The organism is Pseudoalteromonas sp. 4NS20-0020 (assembly GCF_057554385.1).
Window position 1 is genome coordinate 172636 of sequence record NZ_BAAJMI010000005.1, and the last position, 24909, is coordinate 197544.

The 24909-nt window shown below is 40.2% G+C and carries 23 protein-coding genes; 10 read left to right on the forward strand and 13 right to left on the reverse strand.

Translation table 11 applies throughout. The annotated features are described in order from the left end of the window. Positions 1-38 precede the first annotated feature (38 nt). The gene (locus tag AC27JL_RS13980; RefSeq protein ID WP_006791444.1) at positions 39-710 is read left to right on the forward strand and encodes a response regulator; all 672 of its coding nucleotides are present in this window, start codon (positions 39-41) and stop codon (positions 708-710) included. A gap of 33 nt (positions 711-743) precedes the next feature. Here the strand turns inward: AC27JL_RS13980 and AC27JL_RS13985 are convergent, their stop codons facing one another. Next, entirely contained in the window at positions 744-1598 is an 855-nt protein-coding gene (locus AC27JL_RS13985; RefSeq protein WP_008132303.1) for a PA4780 family RIO1-like protein kinase, read from the reverse strand. Positions 1599-1890: 292 nt separating this feature from the next. Between AC27JL_RS13985 and AC27JL_RS13990 the strand changes: the two genes are divergently transcribed. Further along, a complete protein-coding gene (locus AC27JL_RS13990; protein ID WP_008132299.1) occupies positions 1891-2166 on the forward strand; it encodes an EF-hand domain-containing protein in 276 nt (91 codons plus the stop codon). A gap of 12 nt (positions 2167-2178) precedes the next feature. After that, the gene (locus AC27JL_RS13995) at positions 2179-2634 is read left to right on the forward strand and encodes a hypothetical protein (RefSeq protein ID WP_008132298.1); all 456 of its coding nucleotides are present in this window, start codon (positions 2179-2181) and stop codon (positions 2632-2634) included. Positions 2635-2691: 57 nt separating this feature from the next. Here AC27JL_RS13995 and AC27JL_RS14000 read toward each other — a convergent pair whose 3' ends face one another. The 5 genes from AC27JL_RS14000 to AC27JL_RS14020 all read right to left on the reverse strand — a co-directional run bounded on the left by AC27JL_RS14000 (position 2692) and on the right by AC27JL_RS14020 (position 8032). Continuing rightward, on the reverse strand, positions 2692-4068 hold the full coding sequence (locus tag AC27JL_RS14000; protein WP_487195870.1) for an FG-GAP repeat domain-containing protein: 1377 nt from the start codon (positions 4066-4068) through the stop codon (positions 2692-2694). Between the two features lie 223 nt (positions 4069-4291). Then, positions 4292-5593, reverse strand: coding sequence for an MFS transporter (locus AC27JL_RS14005; protein WP_487195871.1), 1302 nt, complete (start codon positions 5591-5593; stop codon positions 4292-4294). Between the two features lie 159 nt (positions 5594-5752). Further along, the gene (gene yghU, locus AC27JL_RS14010) at positions 5753-6595 is read right to left on the reverse strand and encodes a glutathione-dependent disulfide-bond oxidoreductase (protein ID WP_058429568.1); all 843 of its coding nucleotides are present in this window, start codon (positions 6593-6595) and stop codon (positions 5753-5755) included. Between the two features lie 41 nt (positions 6596-6636). Next, a complete protein-coding gene (locus AC27JL_RS14015; RefSeq protein WP_058429567.1) occupies positions 6637-7218 on the reverse strand; it encodes a rhomboid family intramembrane serine protease in 582 nt (193 codons plus the stop codon). Positions 7219-7348: 130 nt separating this feature from the next. Beyond that, positions 7349-8032: a type 1 glutamine amidotransferase domain-containing protein gene (locus AC27JL_RS14020; RefSeq protein WP_006791436.1), complete on the reverse strand. Its 684-nt coding sequence runs from the start codon at positions 8030-8032 to the stop codon at positions 7349-7351. A 165-nt stretch (positions 8033-8197) separates the two neighbouring features. Here AC27JL_RS14020 and AC27JL_RS14025 point away from each other — a divergent pair, with 165 nt between their 5' ends. Further along, positions 8198-9121 (forward strand): LysR family transcriptional regulator, encoded by a 924-nt coding sequence (locus AC27JL_RS14025; protein ID WP_248519210.1) that lies wholly within the window; start codon positions 8198-8200, stop codon positions 9119-9121. Positions 9122-9140: 19 nt separating this feature from the next. On the opposite strand, the gene AC27JL_RS14030 is transcribed toward AC27JL_RS14025, so the two are convergent. From AC27JL_RS14030 to AC27JL_RS14045, 4 genes are all read right to left on the reverse strand, one after another. Next, on the reverse strand, positions 9141-9875 hold the full coding sequence (locus tag AC27JL_RS14030) for a dienelactone hydrolase family protein (protein WP_008132282.1): 735 nt from the start codon (positions 9873-9875) through the stop codon (positions 9141-9143). Between the two features lie 81 nt (positions 9876-9956). Then, positions 9957-11282, reverse strand: coding sequence for a glycerophosphodiester phosphodiesterase family protein (locus tag AC27JL_RS14035; protein WP_487195872.1), 1326 nt, complete (start codon positions 11280-11282; stop codon positions 9957-9959). 74 nt (positions 11283-11356) lie between these two features. Continuing rightward, positions 11357-12205, reverse strand: a complete 849-nt coding sequence (locus AC27JL_RS14040) for a carboxylate/amino acid/amine transporter (protein ID WP_487195873.1) — start codon at positions 12203-12205, stop codon at positions 11357-11359. A 101-nt stretch (positions 12206-12306) separates the two neighbouring features. Further along, positions 12307-14448 (reverse strand): M3 family metallopeptidase, encoded by a 2142-nt coding sequence (locus AC27JL_RS14045; protein WP_487195874.1) that lies wholly within the window; start codon positions 14446-14448, stop codon positions 12307-12309. A 310-nt stretch (positions 14449-14758) separates the two neighbouring features. Here AC27JL_RS14045 and AC27JL_RS14050 point away from each other — a divergent pair, with 310 nt between their 5' ends. The 6 genes from AC27JL_RS14050 (at position 14759) to yegD (ending at position 21758) form a co-directional block, all read left to right on the forward strand. Beyond that, positions 14759-15619, forward strand: a complete 861-nt coding sequence (locus AC27JL_RS14050) for a mechanosensitive ion channel family protein (protein WP_006791430.1) — start codon at positions 14759-14761, stop codon at positions 15617-15619. Between the two features lie 418 nt (positions 15620-16037). Continuing rightward, entirely contained in the window at positions 16038-18320 is a 2283-nt protein-coding gene (locus AC27JL_RS14055; protein ID WP_033018864.1) for a TonB-dependent receptor, read from the forward strand. 114 nt (positions 18321-18434) lie between these two features. After that, complete coding sequence (locus AC27JL_RS14060) at positions 18435-18734, forward strand: hypothetical protein (RefSeq protein ID WP_006791428.1); 300 nt, start codon at positions 18435-18437, stop codon at positions 18732-18734. Between the two features lie 63 nt (positions 18735-18797). Continuing rightward, positions 18798-19454 (forward strand): HAD family hydrolase, encoded by a 657-nt coding sequence (locus AC27JL_RS14065; protein WP_410899039.1) that lies wholly within the window; start codon positions 18798-18800, stop codon positions 19452-19454. 33 nt (positions 19455-19487) lie between these two features. Next, on the forward strand, positions 19488-20330 hold the full coding sequence (locus AC27JL_RS14070; protein ID WP_487195875.1) for a DNA ligase: 843 nt from the start codon (positions 19488-19490) through the stop codon (positions 20328-20330). A gap of 63 nt (positions 20331-20393) precedes the next feature. Next, positions 20394-21758, forward strand: coding sequence for a molecular chaperone (gene yegD / locus AC27JL_RS14075; RefSeq protein ID WP_487195876.1), 1365 nt, complete (start codon positions 20394-20396; stop codon positions 21756-21758). Between the two features lie 10 nt (positions 21759-21768). Here the strand turns inward: yegD and AC27JL_RS14080 are convergent, their stop codons facing one another. From AC27JL_RS14080 to AC27JL_RS14090, 3 genes are all read right to left on the reverse strand, one after another. Continuing rightward, positions 21769-22233, reverse strand: coding sequence for a methylglyoxal synthase (locus tag AC27JL_RS14080; protein WP_006791424.1), 465 nt, complete (start codon positions 22231-22233; stop codon positions 21769-21771). Positions 22234-22299: 66 nt separating this feature from the next. Continuing rightward, positions 22300-22944 (reverse strand): LysE family translocator, encoded by a 645-nt coding sequence (locus tag AC27JL_RS14085; RefSeq protein ID WP_487195877.1) that lies wholly within the window; start codon positions 22942-22944, stop codon positions 22300-22302. 92 nt (positions 22945-23036) lie between these two features. Further along, positions 23037-24881 (reverse strand): S8 family serine peptidase, encoded by a 1845-nt coding sequence (locus AC27JL_RS14090; RefSeq protein ID WP_487195878.1) that lies wholly within the window; start codon positions 24879-24881, stop codon positions 23037-23039. Between the last annotated feature and the right edge of the window lie 28 nt (positions 24882-24909).

The window sequence follows — 24909 nt, forward strand, 5'->3', positions numbered from 1 at the left end:
TTAAGTGGTTTTAATTTACGTTACGAATAGAGGTGCCAATGAGTGAACACATTTTAATAGTTGAAGATGAAGAAAAGTTGTCTAATTTAATGAGTGATTTTTTAATGAATCATCATTTTAATACTCATCAAATACACCATGGGAATGACGTACTTCCATGGCTTGAAATTAATAGGCCAAGCCTTATTTTGCTAGACGTAATGTTACCAGGTCAAAGCGGAATCGAATTATGTAAAGCGATTAGGCGTTTTTCCAATGTGCCTATTATTATGGTATCGGCCAAAGTAGAAGAGATAGATCGCTTGCTAGGGCTTGAGTTAGGCGCAGATGATTATATTTGTAAGCCGTTTAGTTACGCAGAGTTGGTTGCGCGGGTAAAAGCTATTTTAAGGCGTCTCAACGTTTCAGCAGTACAAACATCGGTAATGCAATTAGATGAAACCACCTATAAAGTAAAATACCAAGATAACGACATCGAGCTAACTAACTTTGAGTTTCAGTTGTTTAAACCTTTGTTTAATAACCCGAGTAGAATTTATTCACGAGATAGCTTAATGGATACCATGTACACCGATCAGCGTATTGTGAGTCATAGAACGATTGACAGCCACATAAAAAAATTGCGTAAAAAGCTGGATGAATTAACTAAAACAGAGAGTGTGATTCAATCTGTTTATGGGGTAGGTTATCGCTTTGTACACCCGCAATAAGGGAACAAAGCGATTAACAAAAACGTTGGCGTTTTATTCTTCGTCTGAAAAGTTAATGCGCGCTAGTCGCTCTTGCTCTTCATCGGCTGCAGCTTGTATCTCGTCTAGTACTGAATCAACGTCAGCTTCTTCGCTGTCATCTTCAAATTCACCGGTGAGTATAGAATTAGGTGTAAGTTTTGCCTCTTCAAATAGTGCCCACATTTCTTTAGCGTATTGGGTATTTAACAACTCAGGTGCAAACTCACTATAGTAACGACGCATGTTGTTTACGTCACGAGCAAACATGGCTTCAGCGCTATTGTTAGCAGACGCATTTACAGCTTGCGGTAAATCAATAATCACAGGGCCTTTATCGTCAACAAGCACATTAAACTCTGATAGGTCTCCATGAATAATACCCGCGCACAGCATAAGCATAATGTAATGCATCATCAGTGTATGTTGTTTTATAGCTTCCTCTTTACTCATACTTACATGGCCTAGCTGCGGCGCAACATCGCCTTCGCTGTCAGACACAAGCTCCATAAGTAAAACACCATCAACACAAAAATATGTATCGGGTACACGCACACCGGCTCTAGCTAAACGAGAAAGAGCATCAACTTCAGCATTTTGCCAAATTTCTTCTTCTAACTGGCGCCCGTAACTTGAGCGTTTTCCCATTGCGCGAGCTTGGCGACCACCGCGAACTTTTCGACCTTCTTGGTATTGTGCGGCTTTTTTAAAACTGCGTTTAACAGCATCTTTATAAACCTTTGCGCACCGAATGTGTTCACCACAGCGAACTACAAATACATCGGCTTCTTTACCGCTCATTAGTCGGCTAAGTACTTCGTCAATTAAACCGTCATCGATAAGGGGTTGTAAGCGTTTTGGTGTTTTCACAGCTTGCCTGCTAAGTGGAATTGGTTATTAATCATTATTTAAGAAAGTGCTCTGTAATTAGTTGTTTTATATGCTCAAGCAGTATATCAGCTTTGAGAATTAAGGGCAGTATTACGCGCATTTACACATGCTTGCGTTAGCTTATCTGCTGATTGTAAATTGAGCAACCAGAACGCCCTAGAACACATCAATTTTTTAAATTATTTAATACTTCCTTATTATTTGCACATTTTTTGCGTTTTTAAGGTGTAAGTTTACGGTATCAACACGCCCTAAATATAAGGTTATTACTATGAAGCATTTAACATCAACGGCAATGATTGTATTACTTAGCATTGTTTTTTCGGCCAATATTGCTGCAAAAGGAAGTAATAACAAACCGCCTAAGCCAGACTTTTCAACTCTCGACACCGATGGCAATGGTGCAATTAGTTTTGATGAATTTAATACTAAAAAGCCACCTCACGGTGACGCACAGACTATTTTTGATGAAATTGATGCTGACGGTAATGGGGAAATCAGCGAGCAAGAATTAAGTGAACATAAACCGCCTCGTCGTGAACGTTGAAAGGAAACTAACATGATCAATTCAATAAACAATAACGCTACTAATTTTATGCCGCAGCAAAAAAGCCAAGCAGTATCGCTAACATCAGAACAAAGTGATTTTGTAAAAGAAACGCTAGCGCAATTTGATCCCGAAAACTTAACCTCTGAAGATGCAAAGAGCATTCAAGCTGCGTTTGAAGAGCAGGGTATTTCACCCACTAAAGAGCTGGCAGAATTAATGAGCGAGCTTGAATTTGATGCTAAAAGTATTGGTGATGCTGGCCGACCTGAAGGGCAAAGACCGCCTCCACCGCCACAAAATTCACTAGAGCAAGTTAATACAGAAGATGTAGTAAGTTACCTTGATGAATTACTCGAGCAGTATTCAAGCCAAATAAACGATGAAGATAAAGACGCTATACTATCGGCTGTTCAAGAAAAGTTTGGCTTGTCTGAATCTGATTCGTTACTCAGTATTAAAGCGTAAGTATGTGTAAAAGCTGACATTAAAAGCCCAGTAATACTGGGCTTTTTGTGTAGGTGGTTAGTTTAAGCGGGTTTTAATTTTACTGGTGCCATCTTCTTCGGTAAATTTAAATACAAAGTCTTTTTTACCGTCTTGGTTAATGTCAACTAACAAAATATCTTTACTTTTTTTAGGTAGGGTTAATTTTATTTTTTTACGCTTTTTGTTAAGCAAATTGTCCTCTTCGCCGTAGTAAACATAGAGCGTTTTTTTGCTGTATTTATATACCGCATCAGTTTTGTCATCCCCGTTTATATCGCCTATGTATAAGGGTGGGGTTGCATCGCCATTGCTCATATTTATTTCCATCTCAAGGTCAATTTCTATACTTGATTTACTAGCAAATGAGCCATCGGTTTGTTGCTTATAAATATTCATTTCTACATCTACGTCAGTTTTACCACCGCCCATAGCCATAGAGGCAATAGTGCCAAGGCCAATGTCTAAGTCCATTGTTTGCAGGTCTATTAAGCCATCGTTATTAAAGTCTGTTTCAAATACAAGCTGACTAGGGCCGCTGGTATTTAACAATTTAATAGGTGTTTGACTAAACCCTGTTTTATTACCCAAATAAAGGTTATGCGCTATGTCAATATCGAGCGAATCCATACCTTCCACTGGCTTATATTGCTTGGTAATAAAGTCTAAATAGCCATCGTTATTTATATCAAGAAGCTGCTTTATTTTGCGTTTTTCACCGTTACTAAGCTCGCCCAACTCAATATTAAAATTAACGTCAGCCATGGCTTTGTTGTAACCATTAGTATTTGCGTAAAGCACTTCGGCGCCTTTTTTATTTAAAAACACTAAGTCATTTAGGCCGTCGTGATTAAAATCTGTAATTGTAGGTTGGTTATTAATATCAACTTCAAGGGTGAGACCATCTTTTGAAAAATCACCAGTAAACTGCGTCTTTTTTTCAAAAGTATGAGGGGTAAATTGGCCGTTGTTAGTTTGAATATAAAGGGTTGTTTGGTTTAAGTCTGGGAGCAAAATATCACTCAGGCCATCTTTGTTGGCATCAATGATAAAGTTTATTTTTTCAAACTCTGTTACTTCTAACTGGTTTATTACTGATGTATATGCAAATAAAAGTGAAGGTTTTTCTTTATCCGCTTTGTAAATGCCATCGCTAGCTACCACAAGCGCTTGCTTATCGCTTGTATTAGCAAGTGTTGCCACGTCAAAACCAATTGCATTGTCAGGCAGAACGAGCTGAGAGTTTTGTGCTGATAGTAAATCAATGCGTTCTAGCTGCTTAAGCTCTTTGTTAAAAGCAAATAACGTTGTCGAGTCGGTTGTTACTAACCCTTCAGTGGTTTTAATCGACATGGTTTGCGCTAATAAAGTACTAGGCGCAAGCAATATAAGTAATGCACTAAACGGTTTTAACATGGTAAATCCCTTTGTATAGTTTTAAGTAGGCGAATATTTAACTCTTTTCAGACTACGGCAAAAACTAACGTTAGGGTGTAAGTAATTGTAATAAAATGTTTATGCTAGTTAGCTTAATTAACCTAAGCGCTGAACATATTTGCTAAAGATAGGTTTATTGTCCGCAGTGCAGTTTAATCAAGTAAGCTGTTTTAGGTATTAGTGCAAGTTGGTATGGTTAGGGTTACTCTATTTTAGGTAAAAATAATGCACTAATGGCGCCACAAAACCCAAGCAGGCTGTAGAGCAAAATAAGTTCAGCGGTAGATAAAAAGCTCTCAAGCAATCCAATGCTGCCTAACAGGAGTAAAAGCACGCCAATAACCGTGTTACTTACTGCAACATAGTCGGTGCGCTTGTTTCCTTGTGCCATATCGACTAAGTACGTTTTGCGGCCAAGGCGTACACCTTGGTGAGCAACAGAGAGTAAAAAGTAAAGTGTAGGCAGCAACCACCAAGCACTCAACAAATGGTTAAACCAGGTTGCAATAACAAATACCGTTAAACCATTAAAAGTTACTAGCATGGCACTAAGCACTAAAACTCGTTGGCTTGATAGGTCGCTTAATCGCCCCCAAATTGGCGCGGACACTAAACTGGCTAACCCCGATACAGCAATAAATGTTGCAAGTAACGAAAACTCAAACGATTGGCGACTCGCTAAAATAATATAAAATGGCGCGCTTAAAGCTGAGCATAATAAAAAAGCACGTGTGACAACAAAGTGGGCAAATTGCTTATCTTGGTAAAGGAGTTTAAGTTTTGTAAATGCATGCAGTAGCCCGTTTTCCCCACCGTCGGTGGCCCCTTTGTATTCATTTATGCGGCTATAAAAAAAGGCCGCCACAATCCACATTATTGCGCCCAATACCAAGGCAATTAATACTGTGTTTTGTTCTTTCTGCTGTGAAAAAAACCACATCAGTAGCCCAAAGGTTAGGGTTGCCAAACCTGCAATACTTGCCGCTAAGCCGCTAATATTGCCTCGCTGTTTTTTTGGAATTACTTTACCCAGTACATCTTTTGCTGCTACTGAATTAAAGCCTCGCGCTAAACTAAATAATATTAACAAACCTAAAATAGCGAAGCCTGCTTGTTTTCCCTCTAATACAAAAGCAACGCCTACCATGGCTAAAATACATATCGATTGCGCAATAGCGCCAATTACCCACACCCATTTACGAACAGATAATTTGCGGATCACATCGGCAATGGCCAACTGCGGAAGTAAAGAGCCAGACTCCCTTATTGGCACAAGCCAAGCTATAAAGCTGCCAGGTACATTTAAGCTATGCATTAACCAGGGAAGCGTAACTTTGGGATTGAGTAGTGCGTCTGCAAACTTACTAAACAGCTGGCTTAGTAATAAAATAATGAAGTTACCGGGCACCTCTTTACACGCAGACTCATCAATTTCTTTGCAGGCTTTAGCATCTTCTTCATTGTTAAGGCGCTTATAAATTTGCTCTTTTGTTAGTTTGACCACGGCTTTTCACTGCTTTTAGGTAAGTAAATTTATACTAGGTTTATATGTTTAAATATTCTACTTTCAGGCAGGGTAATGTGATCATTTTAGTAGCGCCATATTTATAGCGGACATAAAAAACCAGCATTTAAGCTGGCTTTTTTGATGCGTTGTAGCACTTTATTTAAAGTCGTCTGCGCTATGTCGTTCGGCTAACTGCTCTTCCTCGGGCCCCCATGTGCGATTAACACGACGACCTCTTTTAACCGCTGGACGCTCAGCGATTTGTTTGGCCCATCTAACAACATGCGTATAAGAGGCAACGTCTAAAAACTCAGCAGCATCGTACAAGTCGCCTAAAACAAGTGAGCCATACCAAGGCCAAATAGCAATGTCGGCAATAGAATATTCATCACCTGCCATGTAGTCGTTACTGCTTAAATGCTGATTAAGTACATCGAGTTGGCGTTTGGTTTCCATAGTAAAGCGGTCAATGGGGTATTGCATTTTACTTGGCGCATAGCTATAAAAGTGGCCAAAACCGCCACCTAAATAGGGAGCTGATCCCATTTGCCAAAATAACCAGTTACGGCACTCGGTTTTTGCTACAAGGCTTTTGGGTATAAGTGCGTCAAACTTTTCACCTAAATATTGTAAAATAGAGCCCGACTCAAATACACGAGTTGGCGGTGTTGTTGAGTGATCGAGTAACGCAGGAATTTTTGAGTTTGGATTAATATCAACAAAGTCAGAACCAAACTGATCTCCCTCGCCAATATTAATTAGATAAGCATCGTATTGTGCATCATTAAGGCCAAGCTCTAAAAGTTCTTCAAACATAATAGCGGCTTTTTGGCCATTAGGCGTTGCCAGCGAGTACAGTTGAAATGAATGCTCGCCAATAGGCAAGGTTTTGTCATGAGTTGCCCCTGCTATGGGTCTATTAATACTGGCAAATTTACCGCCACTTTCACTTTCCCACGTCCACACCTTGGCTGGTGTGTAATCGTTTGTATCGCTCATAAATAACCTCACTGTTAGATTGATTCACTTAAAATAGTTTTTTACAAACCTTTTTGTCTATCTGCTTTTGCTAATTTATAACCCAAAAACAACCCGCTTAGGGCTCCGAATAAGTGGCTTTCAAACGAAATATGAAAGCGTTGCGGCAATACGCCCCAAATAAATCCGCTATAAAGTATGGCAACAACGATAGCGATTATGATTGATTTTAGCGAACGCCTGACCACGCCATAGCAGAGAATAAAACCCCACAACCCGTATATTACGCCGCTCAAACCAACATGAAGGCTACTACGGCCAAATGCCCACACTAGTAACCCGCCCAAAAGTGCGGTGAAAATAAATACAGAGTAGAACCGTTTAACACTGTATTGACAAATGAGCCAGCTGAGCACCGCAAAAGGCAGCATGTTACTGGCAAAGTGCCACCAGCTACCGTGTAAAAAGGGAGCGCAAAGTATGCCTATTAAACCTTGTATGCTGCGCGGGTAAATACCTAAACCATTAAGGTTTATACCAGGAAGGCTATTAATAACTTGAAGTACAAAGCAAGCAGCGACAATGCTAAATATAGCAAAGCGAGTCGTTGTTAGTAATGACAGAGACGTAGGCTTGGTTGTCATAAATTTCCCTAATTGACCTTAAACAGTTGCCAGTATAGGAATTGTATTTGGTAATGAAAAGCAAATAAAAAGCACAGCTCAAATGCTGTGCTTAATTAAGGCCGCGTTGGCCTTTAGTATTTAAATGCTATTAACCCAATTTAGTTAATAGTTTTTTAGCAGCAAGCTCTGAGCTTGCAGGGTTTTGACCCGTAATCAGCAAACCGTCTTCTAGGGCAAGTACACCCCAATCTTCAGTTTTTTGGTAGTCGCCACCTTTTTTGATTAGCTCGTCTTCCACTAAAAAAGGAACTACGTCGGTCAGTTGTACAGCTTCTTCTTCACTGTTGGTGAAACCAGTTACTTTTTTTCCTGCTACCAATGCGTTGCCGTCTGCATCTTTAACATTTAAAAACACAGCACTTGCATGGCAAACGCCAGCAACTGGTTTTTCTTCTTTAACAAAACTTTCAATTAGTGATACAGAATCGGTGTTATCTACTAAATCCCATAATGGGCCGTGGCCGCCTGGGTAAAATACTGCGTCGTAATCGCTTGAGTTTACTTCGCTTAGTGCATGTGTGTTGGCCATTAGCGCTTGTGCTGCGCTGTCAGCATCGTAACGTTTAGTTGCATCGGTTTGAAAGTCAGCAAGTGTGCTTGTAGGGTCAATTGGCGGTTGGCCACCAGCAGGAGACGCAAGTGTCACTTCAGCGCCAGCATCGACAAATGCATAGTAAGGTGCTGCAAATTCTTCAACCCAAAAACCGGTTTTTTCACCTGTGTTACCAAGATCCGCATGTGAAGTAAGTACCATAAGTATTTTTTTAGCCATAACTATATTCCTTCGATAATTGAGTTAATTAGTATTTGGTATTCACCAAACTCGTATCATTACTATATGCATTTAAATTACTTTAAACAACGATGATAAATTTGACTTTATTGGTTTAATAATTGATACAATGAATGGGTTGAATTTTAACTAGGCGGAAAAGCCATGAAAGTGTCATTCGAGCAATTAAAAAGTATGGTGGTGTTTGCACAAATTGTAGAGCAGGGAAGTTTAACAGCCGCCGCTAAGCAATTAGGTTTAACACGCGCTGTGGCAAGCTATCACTTAAAAAAATTAGAAACCCAGCTTGAAGTTACACTTTTAAACCGCTCTACTCGCACAATGACACTTACAGAGGCCGGTATAGCGTACTACGAGCGTTGTCGCGTTATCACTGAGCAAGCCAATGCCGCTAATCAACAGATAGAGAATATAAAAAGCGAGCCGCAAGGTTTACTTAAAGTGAGTTGCCCCGTTAATGTAGGCATGCAATTAATTGTACCCGCTATAAATACGTTTAAGCGCCAATATCCAAAAATTGAAATCGACCTACAGCTAACCGACGACGTAGTAGATATAATAAAAAATGGTTTTGATATTGCTATTCGTGGTGTTGCGTTAAGTGACTCAAACTTACAAGCGACAAAACTGACCACAATGAGTACCTGTATTTGTGGTTCTTCAGATTACTTTAACTATTTTGGTAAACCTAAAACGCCAGCTGAGTTAAGAGCGCATAAATGGGTTGTGTATCAGCTGGGGAGTAAAACTTTAACGCTTCAAAAAGATGGCAAAAAGCACGACATTACAATGCAAGGTGGTTTAAGCACAAATAATGCGGCAGCACGCACGGCATTTGTAGAGGCAGGGCATGGTCTTGGCCGTATTCCCTTATATGATGCGTGGCCAAAGGTGCAAGCTGGGCTACTAGAGATCATATTAGACGATTACAAAACTAAAGATATTGAGCTTTACGGGGTGTTTCCGCCAGGTGCTACAGGCTCTAAAAAACTTAGGTTATTTATTGATTATTTAAAAGCGTACTTTGTAAAGCAGCATACCGCGCTGGGTATGCTGAAAAGTACTTAGTAAGACGTTTTTTAAGTGTTTATAAAGTGCGATTAAATAGCGCCACGGCTTGTTGGTACATTGCGATTGCCAATGCACCGTCGTATCGCTCACCTTCATCACGCATAAAGGCATGTTGCGCGTTAACTTCTTGCCACTGGTAGTTAATGCCTGTCGTTACACATTGCTGATAAATTTTACTGCGGCCTTCTTGTGGTACATGAGGGTCTTGTTTACCCCAAATAAAATGTATTTCACCTTGTATATCGGCCATGCGCTCAAATGAATTGTTTCCTTCTTGAGCTGGTAATGTATTGCTGTGAATATCCGTTGCGTATAAGCAAAACGCTGCTTTAATTTGGGGATTAAGTGCAGCTCTATAAGCTAAATGTCCGCCAATACATACACCCATCGCTCCCACTGAACCTGAGCAATACTGCTGCGATTTTACAAAATCGATTAATGTTTGTGTGTCGCTATCGTGATGCTCAAGTGGTTTTTTCCACTTATCCGCATTGCCTTTGTCTTTACCTGCATCATCGTAAGCAAGTACAGTTCCGATAGGGTTTAACTCATGAAATACCTCAGGCACGAGTACAACAAAACCATGGCTTGCCAAAAGTGCAGCACTTCGAGCAATTGGAGCCGTTTGCTGAAAAATCTCAGAATAAAAAACAATGGCAGGAAACTGCCCATCGGCTTGTGGACGATACACTGTGGTTCGCATTAGGCCTGTTGGCGTTGGTAAGTCGGTATTATGTTGTTGGATGATCATAAAAGCGCTCAGTTAAAAAGGTTGGGTAATTCCTTTATGGTAACTGAGCGCAGCAGAATAAACGACTGCTGAAATGCGTTTTTAAATGCTGGCTGGCATTTTATTACAGCTTGCGTAGTAGCTTACCGTGGCCGGCCAATCAGAAAATATACCCATTACACCCACTTGTTTTGCTAACACATCAACTACAGTCATCATATCGCCATCGTTATTGATTACATCAGCAATTGACTGATAATAATAACCTCCCCCTTCATTTAGCGGCCCTGAGCGCTCAAGGCTCCATGCTATGAGCTTCAAACCTGCCGCTTTTGCGTCAATTGCGTATTGTGAAGGAACAATATTGTTATCGTTATCGATGGTAAGCATCATCCAAATGGGAGGCGCAAGTATTTTAACGTCGTCAGCAACCAGTTCAGCCATGCTTGGTTGCCATGTTGCTGGATTGCTCGGGTCAAAACCAGCTTCACTATCGCGACCATCTAAATAAACACTTTGATCTGCAAATTCAGGGTTGGTGTTAATCCAATATTTTACATCGTCTAAATTAAACGATTGTGGGTATACCTGATTTGCGGGAACATCTAATTGCGTGTATTCATCAAGCATTTTTTGTGCGTATTGTTCTTGGCTCATACCATCAAAAGGCATGCTAACTTGAGGCGACTTAAGCTCTGGGGTCATTTTTACACCCAACTCTTTAAATAACTCAATACTTTGCTTGTGGGTTAATAGCGTTCCTGTTTTTGAGTATAAATCGGTACGCCAATTTGGGGTGCCGTCAAGGTATTCTGCCACTGTGGTGGCTTTAGGATTCGCACCATCCATTTTTCCTTCAAGGGTTAAAAATTCGCTCAGGCTAATATCGCTTGTACAGCACTTTGCTGAAGCGGAAGCCCCGGTATTTGGATTGGCTGGGGTAAATGGCACACTGCATTTGGCGGCAAGTTCTGGGATAGCTAAAATGTTAGTGGTGGTATGTAAGTCACATTGTGAGTGGCGACACACTAGTTCTTTATCGTTTGTAAACGTTACATCGCACTCTACTATACCTGCGCCCATTCGCGCTGCTGCAATATAAGATTCTTTAGTATGTTCAGGGTATTGCATTGGCGCACCGCGATGCCCAATTGAAAAGTCTGTCGTATAAAATGGGCCATCTTGGCATGATGCTAATTGTGTTTTTAACTCGCTTGGCGCCATGTCGTTAATTAAATAATCAGGGCGTGTGCCTAGTTGAACATTACTACCTTGGGCAACTTCTACAACGACTGGCGTGGGTACTTCTACAATTTCAACTTCAGTGTTAGTTACTAAAACGTCTTTTTCGACTACTTTAACTTCATCGTCACAACCGGTAAGTGCAACAATTAGAAGGCAACTGGCAGATAAGGTAATACGCTTCATTGTTTATCCTTAAAAAATAAAAGTTGCACTACCTTAGTAACTCTTAATGACAATTAAACGACAGAAAAGTGAACTTATTTTTTCGCCATTATTTGATTAACCACTAACGCTAAAAGCATTATTGCTGCACCAATACTTAGCCTAAAAATATCGGCATCTCTATTCCAAATAACAATATTAACAATAATACCGGCAGGGATGAGTAAGTTATTCATGACCGCCAACGCCCCAACATTGACAAGCGTTGCGCCTTTATTCCATAAAAAATAACCCAAGCCTGAGGCCACTATCCCTAAATAAATTAAAATCCCCCATTGTGTATTTGTGCTTGGCAGCTTGCTCGGGTTACCAAATAATGCGTAACATAAGCCTGCAACAAAAAGCGCACCAATAAAAAACCAGCTAAATGCCGCCTTGTCGTCAAGCTGCTTGCCTTGCATTAACCGTTTGTAAGTAACTTGCCCGGTTGCAAAACTTAAATTGGCTCCTTGTACAAGCAACAGCCCTAGCCAAAAGTCATTGTCGAGATTTTCATAACGAATTGCTATTGCACCCAGCACGGCAATTAAGGCAACAATAAAAAACTTAGGATTAAACTGTTTGTTAAGGGTATCGTTTAATAAAGTAATATAGAGCGGCGTCATAACTGTAAAAAGCAATACTTCAGGGACGCTTAAAAACAAAAATGAGTGGTAGTAAAAACTGTACATAACCCCAAGTTGCACAGCGCCTATTAACATAAGTTTGATTGCGGTGGCGGGAGGAAGGCGTTTGATAAACGGTAAAAATACCAATGTAGCTAGCGCAACACGGATTAATACGCTAAACCATGCATCAACGTGCCCAGCTAAATATACGCCAATTAAACTAAACGAAAATGCCCAAAGCAGGGTCACTGCAAATAAATAGCCCATAACCACCATTGTGTAATAACTAATTGGCTAAGTTTATCTGTTATAAATTAAGGTATAAACAATAAAAGCCCGCAAGCGGGCTTTTATATTAAAAATAATAAGTTAAGTTATTATTCTACTAAACCACGGCGCTTAAGTAGTGCGTCGGTTGTTGGTTTTTGACCTCTAAACTCAATGTAGCTTTGCATTAAGTCACGGCTATTACCTTTTGATAAGATTTCTTTACGGAAGTTGTCGCCGTTTTCACGTGTTAAACCACCGTTGTTTTCCATGTGTGCAAATGCATCGGCTGCAAATACTTCAGTCCAAAGGTAGGCGTAGTAACCCGCAGAGTAACCGCCGGCAAATGTATGGCTAAAGTAGTTTGATTTATAACGCGGTGGTACAGGGTAGTAATCAATACCATGAGCTTTTAGCGCTGCGTTTTCAAACTCTTGAACATCACTGATTTTCTTATCTGAACCAAATGAGTGCCATTCCATATCCAGTAAAGCAGCCGCTAAATATTCAGTCGTACCAAAACCTTGGTTGAATTTTTGCGATGCTAATACTTTATCAAGTAATGCTTGTGGAATTGGCTCACCTGTTTTGTAGTGCTTAGCGTAATTAGCAAGTACGCTAGGCTCAATCATCCAATCTTCATGTGCTTGAGATGGAAACTCAACAAAGTCACGCGCTGTTGCAGTGCCTGCAAGACTTGGGTATTTAACATCTGAGAATAAACCGTGAGCCGCATGACCAAATTCATGGAACATAGTCGACACTTCGTCAAAGGTCATAAGCGTTGGCTCGCCTTCAGCAGGCTTTGGAATATTTTGCGCGTTGTAAATAACAGGTTTAGTGCCTTTTAAGCCGCTTTGGCTTACATATGCACTCATCCATGCGCCGCCACGCTTGCCTTCACGTGCGTATGGGTCCATGTAAAATAAACCAATTGCACTGCCGTCAGCGTTAAATACTTCATAAACGGTTACATCTTCGTGATAAACCGGTAAGTCTTGACGTTCTTTGAACGTAATACCGTATAGTTTATTCATCGCAAAGAATAAGCCATCGTTAATTACTGAGCTCATTTCAAAGTAAGGTTTAACTAACGCAGGGTCTAGGTCGTATTTTTCAGCACGTACTTTTTCAGCGTAAAATGCCCAATCCCAAGGTTTAAGTTCGAAGCTTTCGCCCGAATCATTAATTACTTTTTGGATAGCTGCGGCTTCAATTTTCGCTTTTTCAACTGCTTTAGGGGCAAGGTCATCTAAAATGCCGTATACATTTTCAGTTGTTTGCGCCATACGCGAGGTCATTACATACGAAGCCCAATCTTTGTAGCCTAAAAGCTCTGCTTTTTGTGCGCGTAAGTTTGTTTCTTCAATGATGATAGGGCCATTTGTTTGTGCTGCACGGTTTGCTGAGGCAGTAAAAATTTGCTCACGTAACTCGCGGTTTTCAAGGCTTGATAAAATAGGCTGTTGCGTGGTGTTCACAAGCGTGATCATGTAGCCTTCTTTGCCTGCTTTTTTAGCTGCAGCTGCTAGGCCTGCAATTTCACCCTCAGAAAGGCCTGCAAGTTTAGACTTGTCAGTAACAACAATCACGTCTTCTTTAAACGATTTTAAAACGTTTTGCGAAAACGCAGTAGATAAGTTAGCAAGTTGTGCGTTAATTTCGCGCATTTTTGCTTTTTCTTCGTCATTTAATTTAGCACCGGCTTTTACAAACTGCTTGTAGTAAAAGTCAACAAGGCGTTGATCTTCAGCGCTTAGTGCTGCTTGGTTATCGTAGATTGTTTGAACGCGCTCAAATAAAGCACCGTTTAAATAAATGTCATCAGAGTGAGCCGATAATACTGGCGCCATTTTTTTACTAATGCGCTGGTATTCGTCATCTGAAATTAAGCCCGATAAGTTATAAAATGCCGTTGATACACGGTTCAATAACTCACCAGATAGTTCCATTTCAACTAATGTGTTTTTAAATGTTGCTGGCTCTGGGTTATTAGCAATTGCTTGAATTTGAGCTGTATGCTCTGCAATACCCGCGTCGAAGACAGCTTCGTAATCTTTAGTACCAAATTTATCAAACTCAGGTGCCATGTATTGTAAAGGACTTGGTTTGAATAACACATTGCTTGCGTTTACGTCTTGCACTTGTGCTGCGCTTTCTTTTGCCATTGTTTGTGTTTCTGATTTATTTTCTGAACAGGCAGATAGTAATAATGCACTAGCAATTGTAGTGGCGATTAGGGTTTTACGCATAATAACTCCATAGAAAGATTAGCCGGGATAGGCTTTTCGAGTCGAAAAACCCACTTAACTTACCAAATTTTGATTTATATACAATAAAGTTTATCGAGATTATGCAGGATTTAAACGCAAATTAGCTAAAAATAGATGTTTAGGTAGGTAAAAGTAGCTTGTGTTGTTTGTTTTTTGGTGGCACAAGTACTGCAAAATAACAAAGTGTAATTTTTAAAGTCAGTTAAATTGCATTGTGGCGTGCTAATGTTAGTTAATTAAAACACATTCACTCTATAATAATATTAAAGACCCCCTGATTGGAAAATAAATGAATTTAGAACAAATAAACGAAATCCTTTCTTTTGTTGTATTTAGTTACAACGATATACAACTCACAGTGGCAAAAATAATTCAGGTGCCGCTTATTTTATTTGCAATGTGGTTTGTGGTGACACACATTGGTAAGTTAATAAAAAGAACTTTACTCGCCAAAAAAATAAGCCAAGATGCTGTTCATTTATTTACGCGTATTTATTTTATTTTAAGTATCGCCATATTAGTTTTTACCTCGCTAGAAGTATTAAATATTCCATTGACGGCTTTTGCATTTGTATCGGGTGCTATTGCAATAGGTGTGGGGTTTGGTGCGCAAAATATAATTAATAACTTTATAAGCGGTTGGATATTAATGTGGGAGCGTCCTATTCGAATAGGTGACTTTTTAGAAGTAGGCAGTGCCAAGGGTGTCGTCGAAACTATTAATACACGTTCAACGCGGATTCGTCGAAATGATGGCGTACATATGTTGATCCCCAACAGCCAATTATTAGAAAACACCGTAACAAACTGGACGTTAATTGATGGGAATGCACGCTCGTCGGTAAGCGTAGGTGTTGCTTATGGATCGGATGTAGTTTTAGTTAAAAAACTCATCCAACAGGTGCTTGATGAGCATAAAGCGATTTTAAAAACACCAAAATCGGCAGTGCTTTTTGACGACTTTGCCGATAGCTCATTAGTTTTTAACGCTGTTTTTTGGGTATGTGCTGAATCTGAAACCATGCTTAGAACTGTGCGCAGTGATATTCGCTTTAGTCTGTACGATGTATTTGAGCAAAATAATGTAGTGATTGCGTTCCCTCAACGAGACATTCATATAGATGGAGAAATAGCCTTAAAACGAACGTGATAAAGCATTGAGGAAAAAACCGCCTAGTGCGGTTTTTTCTTCGTTAGCAAAAAGCGTACCTAAGTTAGGTTTTTAAGTTAAAAGTTTAAAATTGCTACTTTATTTGCAGTTTTATTGATAAGGACATATGTCCTTATAATTGGGTTTTTACATCTAAAAAGTAATAAAAAGTCGCTATCTTGTGGTTAAATGTTGCAAAAAAGTTTCAAAATTACAAAGATTTTATGCAGTAAATTTATCACACAGTGGTATAATCTCACTCGTTCGTTCAGCCTCATTATTTCGTTTTTGTACTCTCGATAATGAGGTCCGCGCGCATATAGCCAAGTCGCGAAAAATTGTACGAGCCCGCAATGAATACATTGCGCAACACAAAAAATCGTTGATCAAGAGTGCATACAAAAGGTTAAAACCCGACATGAAAGCAATTAAAAAATCTGCAATAGCGACAATCATTAATGCCGCACTATTATCTGCTGCTGGCACTTCTGTTTCTTCATTTGCTGCTGAAGAAGAAACGGCTAAAAAAAATAACCAATTAGAAGTTATTCAAGTTACTGCGCGTAAACGTGTAGAAAATGCTCAAGAGGTGCCTGTAGCTGTATCTGCACTGCAAGGTGATAACCTTGATGCATACAGCTCGGCAGGCATGGATATTCGTTTTATGAACGCAAAAATTCCAAGCTTGTCTATCGAATCTTCATTTGGCCGTTCTTTCCCACGTTTTTACGTACGTGGTTTAGGTAACACGGATTTCGATTTAAATGCGTCTCAACCTGTATCGTTAGTTGTTGATGAAGTTGTTCAAGAAAATGCGATTTTAAAAGGCTTTCCTGTATTTGATGTTGAACGCGTAGAAGTATTACGTGGTCCGCAAGGTACTTTATTTGGCCGTAATACGCCAGCAGGCCTTGTTAAGTTTGACTCAGTTAAACCTAGCCAAGAGTTCGACGGTTACGGTGCGGTTTCATACGGTAGCCGTGGCGCTGTAGATACTGAAGGTGCTGTAGGTGGTGCGTTAACAGATCGTTTATCTGCTCGCGTTTCATTATTATGGCAAGATAAAGATGATTACATTGATAACCAAGCACCTGGTTTTGAAGCTAAAGATCAACAGGGCGGTTATACTGAAAAAGCAGCACGTATTCAGTTTTTATACGAAGGCGATGATTTTTCTGCGCTTTTAAACTATCACACACGGGATTTAGATGGTTCGCCTATAGCGTTTCGTGCAAACGTAATTGAGTCTGGCTCTAACGAATTGGTTGATAACTACGAGCATGATGTTGTTTATCAAGATGCCGGTGCTCGTTCTACTCAACAAGTAGAGTCTGAAGGTATGAGCCTAAGACTCGAATGGGATCTTGAAAACCACACTGTAACATCTATCTCTGCATGGGAAAGCGCTGAAATATACTCTCGTGGTGATATTGACGGTGGTTACGGTGCTGTATTCCTTCCTGATTACATGGGGCCTGGCTTTATTCCTTTCCCTTCAGAAAGTGCTGATGGTATTCCTGAGCAAGATCAAATTACTCAAGAGCTTCGTTTATCAAGTAACTTTGATGGCGACTTAAACTATCAAGTAGGTGTTTTTTACTTTGACGAAGAGCTAACAATTGAAAACTTTAGCTATGACACGTTTTCATCACCTGCCGGCGCTTTAAATGGGTATGTTAAACAGCAACAAGATACAACTGCTTGGGCAGTATTTGGCTCTGTTGATTATGTTGTATCTGATGATTTAAAAATAACAGCGGGCCTTCGTTACTCTGATGATGAAAAAGACTTCTCTGCAGATCGTACACTAAGCCCTATTGGCGGTGGTGCTTTATTTATCGAGCAAGATGTTAGCGATAGCCACGTGAGCTGGGATTTATCTGCTAACTACAAAGTAAACGAAGACGTAAACTGGTACAGCCGTGTAGCTAACACATTCCGTGCACCAAGCTTGCAAGGTCGTATTTTGTTTGGTGATGAAGTAACAACCGCTGATTCTGAAACAGTGACTTCATTCGAAACAGGTATTAAATCAGACGTGCTAGACGGACAAGGTCGTGTAAATGCAACTGTGTTCTACTACACAATGAGCGATCAGCAATTGACCGCTGTAGGTGGTGGTGCAAACTTTAACCGCTTAATTAATGCAGACAAAACGACAGGCTACGGTTTTGAGTTAGACACTGAGTGGGTATTAAGCGACGAACTTAATGCAACATTTAACTTAAGCTATAACAAAACTGAGCTTAAAGATAATGACTTAGCGGTAGCTGTGTGTGGCCAATGTACAGTGACAGATCCAACTTTCCAAGTTGCAGGTGCCTTTGGGCCTGAAGATCGTGCAATTTTAGACGGTAACAGCTTACCGCATGCACCAGAGTGGATCTCTAACTTTACGCTTCGTTACACTAAAGAGCTTGAAGATGGTGATTTCTTTGCAAACGGTGATATTTCTTACCGCAGCAAAATTAACATGTTCTTATATGAATCTGTAGAGTTTGAAGGCAAGCCTTTAACTGAAGTTGGTCTTCGTGCAGGTTACAGGTGGGCAGAAGGTGACTACGAATATGAAGTTGCTGGTTTTGTTCGTAACTTATTTGATGAGCAACAAGCAATAGGCGCTATCGACTTTAACAATAACACGGGTATTGTTAATGAAGAGCGTTATGTTGGTGCTGAATTTAAAGTTAAATTTTTCTAATTAATAGATTAGAAATTTACATTTAAAAGCCTGCCTTGTGCAGGCTTTTTATTTTGTGATCCCTTTTAGAGCTGTTAAAGTAGCGCATAATTGGTTTATTGATAGAGAAATATAATGGCTGGATTTTGGAATTACCGTGTGATTTTTTGTGAAGCAACAAAAGATGAAGCGGCGCAATATCAAATACACGAAGTAGAATATAACCTAAATGGTAAAGTAACTAACTGGTCAGAAACAGGCGCAGCACCGTTTGGTACAACGCTTGATGAATTAAAAGATGACTCGGAGCGCTTAAAAACTGCTTTTGAAAAACCTGTACTTAAGGTGGTTCGTAAAGCCCGTGGCTATGAGTTAGTTGATATTGAAACCGGTGAAGAAGCTTTTGGTGAGCCGCCGGCGGGTTTAACGCAGTAATAATGAAAAAACAAAAAAGGTGCTCTAGCACCTTTTTTTAGCACTTTAATTTAAGGAGAGATCATGAGCTTACAGGCCGTTTTATTTGATATGGATGGCACGCTAGTCGATTCAGAAGCGATGCATTTTGTATGTTGGAGCACACTGTTAGCGCCATTTGAGGTAAGTTATTTAGAAGATGAATTTTGTCAGCGGTTTTCAGGGCGTCCTACACTAGAAGCGGCAATTGAAATTAAAAGTGAGAATAATTTATCAGTTAGTGCTGAGTTTTTAGCTGCTGAAAAATATCGATTATTTGGTGAATACGTCAAAACGAACTTACCACCGCTTATGCCATATGTAGAACAAACGCTAAAAGCGGTTAAAAATAGTGGCTTAAAAATGGCGCTTGTCACCGGAAGTGCAACAAGCGAAGCTATGCCAATTCTAAAAGGGTTAGGGTTTTATGAGCTGTTTGACACACTTGTTACTAAAGACGATGTAATTAACCCTAAGCCTGCAGGCGACCCGTATTTACTCGCTTTAAAGCAAATAAACGTAAAGTCAGAAAATGCGATAGCCGTAGAAGATACATTTACAGGCGTAAGCGCCGCAAATAATGCAAGTTTAAGGGTGGTTGCTATTGCTAATAGCCACACCAAAGATCATGACTTTAGCAAAGCGACCTATTGCATGGGTAACCTTGATGAGTTTTGGCAATGGGTGCAATCTCAACTATAGTGTAAGTCACTATTACCTAGCTTGGATGCGCTAATGATTGCTATAAAATGGATGTTATTTATTACGGTTATTTTGTTTAGCTGCCCGGCTTATACTTCTCAGCCTTCTGCATTATTAGCCAAAGTGTATGATGAAGAAAAGCACAATGATATTAGTGCGTATTTAGTCAGCGAAAAATTTGACGGTGTAAGAGCCATATGGACGGGCACACAGTTTGTTACTCGCAAAGGGAATATAATTAATGCACCACATTGGTTTACTGCATCCCTGCCCAATACGTGGTTAGATGGCGAGCTTTGGACTAAACGAGAACACTTTGCTGCATTAAGCGGTATAGTAAGAACTAAAATCCCAAATAACAAAGACTGGCAAGCCGTCACTTACAAGATATTTGATATGCCAGATAAAACCTTAGTTTTTAGCGAGCGTTATAAAAATTATTCCCAACTTGTTACACACATTAATCAGCCCCATATCCAAGCTGTTAAACAGCGTCGATTTAAAAATAACAAACAGCTTTCTGACTATTTTAATAACATAACTGCGCAGGGTGCTGAAGGCGTTATGTTGCACTTAGCTGATGCTAAACACAAAAGTGGACGAAGTGGTGCTTTGTTAAAGTTAAAGCCTTACCTTGATGCTGAGGCGGTTGTCATAGCTCATTTGCCGGGTAAAGGGAAATACACGGGGATGCTTGGTGCGCTGCGCGTTAAGTCAGCCTCTGGGCAGCTATTTTTAATTGGTACAGGATTTAGCGATGCACAACGTCAAAATCCACCGGCCATTGGTAGCACCGTTACCTATCGTTTTCATGGGTTGACTAAAAATGGCCTTCCTCGCTTTGCTAGCTTTTTAAGAGTGCGAGAAAGCATATAGCAATTTAAAAGTGATCTTAAATATGCTAAATTGCGCGGCCTTTTTGGTAATGTGTGGTGGTATATGTTTGTAGGTTTTGATTACGGTAGTTCAAATTGTGCTATGGGTGTAATGAACAATAATAATGTTCAGTTAGTGCCTTTAGAGCAAGGCAAGCATTACTTACCTTCTACACTTTATACGCATCACAGTGCTTTGGTGGTTGATTTTGTTGCTAAGCATTTAAAAGGAACCGCGCATGAACAAGATTTTAAATCTCAGCGCCAAGCCCTTTTAAACTCACTGCCTCGAATTAAATCAGACCTTGATTTACAACCTTCAGATGAGACCTTATTTATTGGTCGTGAAGCAATTAGTGAATACGTTCAATTTCCTGAGGAAGGATACTTTGTTAAGTCACCCAAATCGTTTTTTGGTGCAACCGGTTTAAAGCAAGGCCAAATTAACTTTTTTGAAGACATTGCAACGGCAATGATCTTAAAAATAAAACAACGCGCAGAGCAGTCTTTAGAAAAAGTACTTACTCAAACTGTTATTGGCCGCCCTGTAAACTTTCAGGCGGTAGGCGGTGAACAGTCGAACCAGCAAGCTGTGGGTATTTTAGAGCGAGCTGCAAAACGTGCTGGCTTTAAAGACGTTAATTTTTTATACGAACCGCTAGCAGCAGGTATCGATTACGAAAGTGATTTAACACACGATCAGAAAGTGTTGGTTATAGATATTGGTGGGGGGACCAGTGATTGTTCGTTTGTGCAAATGGGTCCAAGTTTTAGAGGAAATAGTCAGCGCGATAACGACTTTTTAGCTCACAGCGGTAAACGTGTTGGCGGAAACGATTTAGATATTGCATTGAGCTTTCATGGGTTAATGCCCTTATTAGGGCTTGGCAGTACATTTAAGTCGGGATTACCTTTGCCAAATCAGCCATTTTGGCAGGCATGTAAAATTAACGATGTTAATTTGCAAAGCCAATTTTACAGTGAAAGTCAGGCGCGAGAGCTTAATGCACAGTTGCGAGATGTAAGTGCACCAGATCTTTATAAGCGCTTAATTAACTTACAACAAAATAAGCAAGGGCATCAACTTGTTCAACAAGGTGAAGCCGCAAAAATAGCCCTTTCGTCAACACCTGACTTTAACTGTGACTTGCGCTTTTTAGATACTGAACTTAGTAAAAACTTATCTGTTCATGATTTATCGCTAGCTGTAGAAAGTAGTATTAGCCAAATAGTCACTTTGGCAAAACAAGCAATAAACGATGCACAAACAACACCAGACGTTATCTATTTAACGGGGGGCAGTGCGCAGTCTCCACTAATTAAAGCAGCACTTAGCGAGCACTTAGGTGATATTAATATGGTCAATGGTGACCATTTTGGTAGTGTAACTGCTGGCCTGACGAAATGGGCCAGCATGCTTTATAAGTAACTTAAAAGGCTTATAGACTTATTTGTCGGGTTGCGAGGTATTTTTCGTAATCTGGCAAGGTACGCTCAAGCTCGTTTTCCATTAAAGGAGAGCTTAACAGCATATCAGCACTTACCTCGTTACACGCTACAGGAATATTCCACACTGCCGCTAAGCGCAGTAATGCTTTTACATCAGGGTCATGAGGCTGAGAAGCTAAAGGGTCCCAAAAAAATATTAAAACATGAATTTCATGCTCTGCTATTTTTGCGCCCAATTGTTGGTCGCCACCCATTGGGCCACTTAAAAGCTGAACAACATCAAGCCCTGTACTTTTTTGAATTAAATGCCCCGTTGTACCTGTGCCGTATAAGGTGTGCTTGCTAAGTGTATTTTTATGTTTGTCGCACCACAGCTTTAGCGCGGCTTTTTTGCCATCGTGAGCAACAAGGGCAATATTTTTCTTTGCAGGGAGAGATTGCGTTTTTTGTTCCATATTAATTCTTTTTATTTGTGCCTAAATGCTCATAGTTACATCAACTGTTAGCAAAATTTAGGAAAGTTATAAGAGTAGATTAATAGCGAGGGCAATAAATATCATTCCCGTTACTCTATCAATCCAAAGTTGACTGTTTGGATGCTGCCTAAAAAACTGTGCGATTTTGTCGCCAAAATAAATATACGTGCAGTCTATTGGAAAAGCAAAAATAGGGTATAGCAGGCCAAAAAATGCGAGCTGAAAAGTGGCTGATGATAAGCTCGGGTCTACAAACTGTGGAATAAATGCAATAAAAAATAAAGCGACCTTAGGGTTAAGTACCTCGGTCATCATGGCTTGAAACATAACATTAGACTTTTTAGCAGTGCTTACGTGTGGCTTATCTTCACTTTGAGTTTGAGTGGCAGTAGTCGTGTTTTTTAGCGTGCTTTTTATCATCATAAAGCCCAAATAACACAAATAAGCTGCACCAGCATATTGAACAGCACTATAGGCAACTGGTGATGCTTTTAAAATAGCACTTAAGCCTATTACTGCAAAAAAGGTATGTACAACCCCACCTAATGCAAAACCAAACGCACTTTGCATACCTGCAGTGCGGCCATTTGCAAATGTTTGTGCCATTAAAAATGCATTCGAAGGACCTGGGGCAACCGCCATTAAAAAACTAGCAATTAAAAAAGAGAAGAGAAAGTCGGGATTAATCATTATTAGAATTGATTGCTAAATATGAGTGAGTTTATCAAGCAACTAGGTAAATAAAAAGCGGGCTGTTGCCCGCTTTTTTAAGTTACGTTTTATTAAAAAGTAACGGTTGAGTTGTTAGAGCAAGCGCTTGTGCTTTGAGCTTCACATACTTGATAGGTATATGTGCCGCCACCTTTGGTAGATATTCTATCAGTGAAGCTATTAGTATTAGCTGTACTTGTCACCTTGCTTCCGTTGCGGTAAACATCAACTTGGCTTGTTGCTGCGCCAGCCCAATTAAGGTCAACATACTTGGTGCCTTTTGATTTATAACCTGAAGCAGAAAGCGTTATGTCACCTACAGGCTCTGGGTCGGTACCGCCGCCCCCATTACCACTACCTGCACAACCATTCGCAGTTAAATAGGCATCAGCATCGGCTGCTTTTACAATACCGTGTCCAAAGTAATCATCACGCCCTGTTGCGCCTTGATCTTGTGCAGTTGCTTTTAGAGCATCACGAATCTCTGTACCCGTACAGTCAGTATGATTTGACCATACAAGAGCTGCAATACCCGACACTGCAGGCGTTGCCATTGATGTACCACTCATGAATCCATAATCTGATGAGCCAATATCTATTGTAATCGTTGTGCTGCCAAGCAGTGCAGTGCGATCTTCAAATGCGGCACCCACAGCCGGAATTGTTGTATTGTTTGTATCGCCTAGTGTTGCGTAAAGCATACCAGCTTCGTTGTTAATGATAACAGCGCCTATTCCACCTGAGTTTTCACAGTTTGCTACTTTGTCATAAAAGGAAACGACACCACGGTCGATTAAACATACTTTCCCAGCAGCACCATTATCAATATTTTGTGCAGTTCCCATAAAGTACGCAGATGCTGATGCTTGACCAGTATTTTCCATTGCGGATGAAGCGTAGGGTGTGCCGTCAGCAGACATATTTGCTGCGGATGCCATGCCAGCAGGGTATGTTGAAAGCGTATCTACACCACCAGCAGTCACTTCAACACATACTGTTTCGTCAGTTGTAACACGTCTACCTTTACCTGATGAGCAGCTTGGAAATTGTGAAAAGTCAGCAATTTGATTATCTGCATCATTTGCGCCTACCATCATAACTGATGGATAGCCAGCTGGATATGAACGAACGTTATTGCCATCGTTACCTGCCGCTGCAACTACAAGGCCTCCAGCGTTAGTGAAATTAGCAAAAGCGTTTGACTCAGTACTATTTGAGCCACCACCACCTAAACTCATGCTGATAATATTTGCACCTGCCTGAGAACATAAGTTAGCAGCTTGTGCTAAGTCTGATGAATAACCCCAGCCAGATTCGTTAAACACTTTTATTATGTGCATAGCAACGCCTGGTGCCATGCCTACAACACCTAAGTTGTTATCTGCAGCGCCTATGGTACCCGCCACATGAGTACCGTGTGGTCCGCCATTATCGAACCAGTTACCTGTGCCGCTGTCATTATCGCCAGTGATATTTCCCCAAATGAAATCAGGGTTTGTGCTGTCTAAACCAGAGTCAATAACACATACTTTCATACCCGCATTTGCGTCAAATGTTACCTGATCAGCTTGAGATTGATAAACAGCATACGGTGTAATTTGTTGTTGCATTGCATTGCCAGCGTCATCATTGAATAATGATAAAGGAACACGTTTTTGGTCTTCTTCAATAAGTTTTATGTGAGGGTTATTTAGCAAACCTTTTAAGCTTACTAAATCGTGACCAGTAAATTTAGCGGCAATAAACCCGTTACCGTCAACTTTTATATCACCACCGAGTTTTTTAGTAAGTGCTTTTACTACACCTTTTTTGTTGTTATCGACTTGAATTATGAAACGTTCGTTTTGTGCACTTGCATTACCTGCAGTACATAAACCAGATAAAATTAATGCTAAGGCAAGTTTGTTTTTTTTCATTTTTACATCCTAGAATTATTTTGTTAAC